This is a genomic window from Desulfocurvus sp. (assembly GCF_023230885.1).
In the GTDB taxonomy this organism is placed as follows: domain Bacteria; phylum Desulfobacterota; class Desulfovibrionia; order Desulfovibrionales; family Desulfovibrionaceae; genus Desulfocurvus.
This window is the reverse complement of record NZ_JALNWM010000211.1, coordinates 1-5,944: the sequence shown is the minus strand read 5'-3', so window position 1 is coordinate 5,944 and position 5,944 is coordinate 1. Positions and strand designations below refer to the sequence as shown.

Genomic DNA, 5,944 nt, shown 5'->3' with positions numbered 1-5,944 from the left:
TAACGGCCACGGACGGGGGCGGCAGGCGACGGCCACGGACAGGGCAACGGCCCGCGAAGCCCTCGGACGGGGCCGCACGGACGAGCGGCGGCCACGGCGACCGGCGGACGACGAAGGGCAAAGGAGACGGAAGAGGACAACGGGCAGGTAACGGCCACGGACGGCGGCGGGGCGACGGGAACGGCTGGTAACGGCCACGGACGGGGGCGGCAGGCGACGGCCACGGACAGGGCAACGGCCCGCGAAGCCCTCGGACGGGGCCGCACGGACGGGCGGCGGGCACATGGCGCAAAAAAACAGGCCGCCCGCCCTCCCCTGCGGGAAGACGGGCGGCCGGTGGCGGCGCGGGCCGCGAAATCAGGCCGGGGCGGCGGCCACGGCAGCACGGGCCGGGGCGGCCTCGCGCGCTCCGGCGGCATTCCCGGCCAGGGTCACCGTGCGCAGGCAGGTGGCGGCGTTGTCCATCAGCAGGCGCAGGAATTCGTTGTTGAAGGCATGGCCCGAGCAGCGGACCTCGAAATGCCCCCACAGGGGCAGCGGCGCCACGGCCATGTCGCCGACGAAATCCAGCACCTTGTGGCGCACGAACTCGTCCTTGTAGCGCAGGCCCTCCTGGTTGACCACGCCGTACTCGTCGAGCACCACGGCGTTCTCCAGGGAGCCGCCCAGGGCCAGCCCGCAGCGGTGCAGGGCCTCCACGTCGGAAAGGAAGCCGAAGGTCCGGGCCTTGGCCACGCGGCGGGCGAAGTTCTCCGGGGTCAGGTCCAGGCGCAGGGTCTGGCGGCCGATGAGCGGATGGTCGAACTCGATGAGATAGTCCACGCGGAAGCCGTCGAAGGGCTCCACGCGGATACGCTTCTCCCCGTCCTTGTGCTCGAAGGGCCGGGTCACGGCCAGCACGCGGCGCAGGCGGTTCTGCTCCTGGATTCCGGCCGAGCGCAGCAGGTAGACGAAGGAACCGGCGCTGCCGTCCATGATCGGCACCTCGTCGCCCTCGGTCTCGATCACGATGTTGTCGATGCCCAGGCCGCGGATGGCCGCCAGCAGGTGCTCCACCGTGCGGACGCTGCCGTCGCCGTTGCCCAGGGTGGTGGCCAGCCCGGTGCCGACCACCTGGCCGGGATCGGGGACCAGACGCTTCACGCCTTCGGCGGTGCGCAGATGGAAGACGATGCCGGTATCGGGTCCGGCGGGATGCAGCTCAAGGCCGACCCGGCCGCCCCCATGCAGGCCGATGCCGGAGCAGCGGACGGATTTCGCGATGGTGGTCTGGTTCATGCCCGGCCCGGAAGCAAGTTCCGTGCCTAGGCCATTGAAGATATAAACCACTGAAAATACTTGTTGTTAAAAAATCTCTAGACCCACTTTTTGTTTCCTGCGCACAACAGGCGTTGTTTTCGTTACACGCCGGAGGGCCTGCGGGCCGAGGCGGAATCCCGGAACGGGAGTGAAAAGAAGCGCTGGGCGCACCCATTCCCGCCGAGCGAAACCGGGAGGGCGGGGGCGACGGGAACACGGCCGCGGGGGCGGCGGGGATACGACTGCGGTGGGCGGCGGGGTACGGCCGCGGGGCTGAGGGCTGGCCAATGCGGCGGGCGGCGGGGACACAGCCGCGGGGGCCACGACACGGCCGCGGCGGGCGGAGGGGACACGGCCGCGGGTCTGCGGGCTGGCAATGCGGCGGGCGGAAAGCCAAGGTCCGCAAGGGCGCCGCCCCGGGAGCATCCGCAGCGGGAGCCTGGGGCGGGGGCAAAGCCGCAGGAGTACGGAGGCACGCGCGGCGGATGGAGGCGCGGGAACAGGCCGGGCCGCAGCCGGAAGGGCACGGGAACCACGAACCGGAGCCCGCAGCATGGAGCCGGACCGGAACCCGGGGCGGCATGCGCCCGGCGGACGAGGCCGGGAAGCGGCAACGCGAAGGGGGGACCGAGGGCCTGCGCGCCAAAACCGACGGGGTACGCCCGGAAAGGCCCGGCCACGGGCGACGCAGGCTTCGGGCGGCGGGGCCGGAGAGGCCGACGCCCGGCGCGGCATGCGGGGCTCCCGACAGGGGGAGCTCCGGAGCATCCAGGAACCCGGGCGCGCGGATGCGGCATGCGGCGCCCCCGGCATGGGGATGCCCGCCCCGCCCGCTCCCGGAGAGAAGCGGAGCCGTCCGGCGGGCCGCCCCGGGGCGCCGCGTGGGGCTCAGGCCCGGCGGGCGGCGACCACGCGGTCCAGCCCGGCCAGATCGGGCAGCACGCGCAGGTCCGCGAAGGCGCCCGTGGCCTCGACGATGGCGCGCACGGCCGCGCCCTGGGCGCAGCCGATCTCGGCCAGCAGCGCCCCGCCGGGGCGCAGGGCCTCGGCGGCCCGGGGCACGAGGGCGCGGTAGCACTCCAGCCCGTCGGCCGCGCCGGGCACGGCGGGCACCAGGGCCGAGCGCGGCTCGAACCCGCGCACCTCGGGCGAGATATCCAGGTATTCCGTCTGGCCGACGTAGGGCGGATTGGCCAGGACGAGATCCAGGGAGCCGGGAACGGCGAAGGGGCGCCCGAAATCGGCGCGCAACGGCTGCACCCGCGCGGCCACGCCGTGCCGCCGGGCGTTGGCCCGGGCCACCTCCAGGGCGGCGGCGCTGGCGTCCAGGGCCAGCCCGCGCGCGGCCGGGAAGCGGTGGGCCAGGGTCACGGCCAGGCAGCCGCTGCCCGTGCCCAGGTCGGCAAAGGCCAGGGCCGCGTCGCGGGGAAAGAGCGCCTCGGCCAGCTCCAGCAGGTGCTCGGTTTCCGGGCGCGGGATGAGCACGGCGGGGCCGACCAGGAAGTCCAGCCCGTAGAACTCGCGCGTTCCGGTGAGGTAGGCCACGGGCTCGCCCCCGGCCCGGCGGCGCACCAGGACCCGCAGACGATCGGCCTCGGCCGGGGCCAGGGCCCGGGACCGCGCCAGCAGCAGCGCGTGCCGCTCCAGGCCCAGGGCATGGGCCGCCAGGACCTGGACCGACAGACGCGGGCTGTCCACCCCGGCCGCCGCCAGCAGGGCCTCGCCCTCGCGCAGCGCGTCGCCCACGGTGGGGCCCGCGGCGCGGCCGGCGGCGATCATGCCTCGGCCTGGTGCTTCAGGGCCTCGGCCTGGAAGTGGGTGATCAGCGCCTCCACCAGCTCCCGCATGTCGCCCTGGAGGATTTCGTCCAGGCGATACAGGGTCAGGTTGATGCGGTGGTCGGAGACGCGTCCCTGGGGGAAGTTGTAGGTGCGGATGCGCCCGGAGCGGTCGCCGCTGCCGACCTGGGCCCGGCGTGCGTCGGACATTTCCTTGTCGGCCTTGTCCTGCTCGATCTGGAACAGGCGCGAGCGCAGCACCTTGAGGGCCTTGGCCTTGTTCTTGTGCTGGGATTTCTCGTCCTGGCAGATGACCACCAGCCCGGTGGGCAGGTGGGTCACGCGGATGGCCGAGTCGGTGGTGTTCACGCTCTGCCCGCCGGGGCCCGAGGAGCGGAACACGTCGATGCGCAGCTCCTCGGGACGCAGCTCCACCTCCACCTCCTCGGCCTCGGGCAGGATGGCCACGGTGACGGCGGAGGTGTGGATGCGGCCCTGGGATTCCGTGGCCGGGACGCGCTGCACGCGGTGGATGCCCGACTCGTACTTGAGCTGGCTGTAGACCTTGTCGCCGGAAATGTTGGCGATGATTTCCTTGAATCCGCCGGTGCCGGTGTCGCTGGAGCTCAGGATCTCCAGGCGCCAGCCCTTGGTCTCGGCGAAGCGGGAATACATGCGGAAGAGGTCCGCCGCGAAGAGCGCGGCCTCCTCGCCGCCGGTGCCCGCGCGGATTTCGAGGATGATGTTCTTCTCGTCCAGGGGGTCCTTGGGCAGCAGGAGGATGCGCAGCCGCTCCTCCAGCCTGGGCAGGCGCTCGCGGATCTCGTCGGCTTCGGCCCGGGCCATCTGGCGGATCTCCGGGTCGGGGTCGTCGAACATCTCGCGGTTCTCGGCCAGGTTGCGGTCCAGGGCCCGGTACTCGCGGAAGGCGCGCACGATCTCGCCCAGGTCCGCGTGGGACTTGGTGAGCTTGCGGTAGCGCTCCTGGTCGTCGAACACCGAGGGGTCGGCCAGCTGGGCCTCCAACTCCTCGTATTTCTTCTCGATGCTTTCCAGCTTGGCGAACATGGGCTGCCCTCCCGGGCGGACTTATTTGTCCACCGCGCCCCGCAGGGCCGCGATGGCGACCTCGAGCTGCTCGTCGTCGGGCTCGAAGGTGGTCAGGCGCTGCAACATGAGCCCGGGCCAGCACAGGGCGCGGCACACGGCCGTCTCGCCCCGGCGCGCGGTGAACTTGATCAGTTCGAAGGACGCCGCCGCCACGGGCACAAGCATCAGGAACTTGGCGCCGATGACATAGACCTGCTTGAGCACGGCGCCCTGGGGCGCGTAGAGCGCCAGCAGCCCCGGGATGAGCACGGCGTGCAGCACGATGGACAGGGACAGGACGAAGAGCAGGAAGGCCGTGCCGCAGCGCGGGTGCAGGCGGCTGTAGCCCCGGGCCCGCTCGGGGGTCAGCTCGCAGCCGCTTTCGTAGGCCCAGATGACCTTGTGCTCCGCGCCGTGGTACTGGAAGACCCGGCGGATTTCGGGCAGCAGCGAGATGGAGCCGATGTAGGCCAGAAAAACCCCGAGCTTGAAAAAGCCGTCCCAGGCGTGGAAGCTCAGGGTCTCGGTGCCGCCGCCAAGGCCCAGGTAGGCCGCGCCGAGGGAGAACAGGTGCGGCAGGACCACGAACAGCCCCAGGGCCAGGACGATGGACACGCCCACCGTGAGCGCCAGGGCCCACGGCTTGATCTCCTCCTCGCCCTCGTCCAGGCTGACCTGGGCCGACCAGTTCAGGGACTTGATGCCGTTGACCAGCGTCTCCAGCAAGACGGGGAAGCCGCGCACGAACGGACGCTGCAACAGCGGCGCCGAGGTCAGGGAAAACCAGGGCCGCGTCTCCAGGTGGATGGAGCCGTCGGGCTTGCGCACGGCAATGGCCAGCCGCTCGCGGTTGCGGATCATGACCCCTTCCATGACCGCCTGCCCGCCGACGGCGGGCGCGGCGGCCAGGGCCGGAACCAGGATCCGCGACGCGGCGCGACGGACGGTGCCGGGCCGGGTGTGACTGGGCGGCTGCTGCAAGGCTGTGCCTCCTGTCCGCGGGACGCGGGGCGGCCACGAAAAGACGCCCCCGCGGGACACGGGTCCGCAGGGGCGGAAATCACGCGGGAAGGCCCCGCCGGGGGCTACTCGCTCTTTTCGAACTTGGCGTACTTCTTGCGGAACCGGTCGATGCGGCCGGCGGTGTCCACGAAGCGCTGCTTGCCCGTGAAGTAGGGGTGGCAGTTGGAGCAGATTTCGACCTCGACCACGTCGCCCCTGGTGGACTGGGCCTGGATCTCGAAACCGCACGCGCAGCGGATGGTGGACTCGAACGTCTTGGGATGGATATCGCTTTTCATGGTGTGCCTCCACAAAGTATCGGAAAAGGCGGGTTACATACCCCGGTCGGGGGGACTTGGCAAGCGTTTTCGCCCGGGGGCGCCAGTGGCGGCTTCCCATGCCCGGGCAACTCGTGTACATACTGATTCATCCCCCCTCTGGCAAGAGGCGGCCGCGCCGCCCCGGGCCGACACCTTCCGGAGGTCCCCATGCATACCCTCGTCCTGCTGCGCCACGGCCAGAGCCGCTGGAACCTGGAAAACCGCTTCACCGGCTGGACCGACGTGGACCTGAGCCCCCAGGGGCACGAGGAGGCCCGGGCCGCCGCGCGGCTGCTGCTGGCCGAAGGCCTGGATTTCGACATCTGCCACGCCTCCTGCCTGCGCCGGGCCATCGACACCCTGTGGACCGTGCTGCGCGAGATGGACCGCATGTGGCTGCCCACGCAGATATCCTGGCGGCTCAACGAGCGCCACTACGGCGCCCTGCAGGGCCTG

6 protein-coding genes are annotated in these 5,944 nt (G+C 71.5%); 1 reads left to right on the top strand and 5 read right to left on the bottom strand.

The window, feature by feature from the left end:
- Positions 1-357: 357 nt before the first annotated feature.
- The 5 genes from lpxC to rpmE all read right to left on the bottom strand — a co-directional run bounded on the left by lpxC (position 358) and on the right by rpmE (position 5,467).
- Positions 358-1,278 carry a UDP-3-O-acyl-N-acetylglucosamine deacetylase gene (lpxC, locus tag M0P34_RS13160; protein ID WP_366062694.1) on the bottom strand — a complete coding sequence of 307 codons (921 nt, stop codon included), beginning with the start codon at positions 1,276-1,278 and terminating at the stop codon, positions 358-360.
- Between the two features lie 909 nt (positions 1,279-2,187).
- Entirely contained in the window at positions 2,188-3,078 is an 891-nt protein-coding gene (gene prmC / locus M0P34_RS13155) for a peptide chain release factor N(5)-glutamine methyltransferase (protein WP_291499887.1), read from the bottom strand.
- Complete coding sequence (gene prfA, locus M0P34_RS13150) at positions 3,075-4,145, bottom strand: peptide chain release factor 1 (protein WP_291499884.1); 1,071 nt, start codon at positions 4,143-4,145, stop codon at positions 3,075-3,077. The genes prmC and prfA overlap by 4 nt, the downstream gene beginning before the upstream one ends.
- A gap of 21 nt (positions 4,146-4,166) precedes the next feature.
- Positions 4,167-5,039, bottom strand: a complete 873-nt coding sequence (locus tag M0P34_RS13145) for a DUF1385 domain-containing protein (protein ID WP_291499889.1) — start codon at positions 5,037-5,039, stop codon at positions 4,167-4,169.
- 212 nt (positions 5,040-5,251) lie between these two features.
- Complete coding sequence (rpmE, locus tag M0P34_RS13140) at positions 5,252-5,467, bottom strand: 50S ribosomal protein L31 (RefSeq protein ID WP_291499882.1); 216 nt, start codon at positions 5,465-5,467, stop codon at positions 5,252-5,254.
- A 189-nt stretch (positions 5,468-5,656) separates the two neighbouring features.
- On the opposite strand from rpmE, the gene M0P34_RS13135 reads away from it, so the two are divergent.
- The coding region (locus tag M0P34_RS13135; RefSeq protein WP_291499880.1) for a 2,3-bisphosphoglycerate-dependent phosphoglycerate mutase at positions 5,657-5,944 on the top strand (288 nt) is incomplete at its 3' end.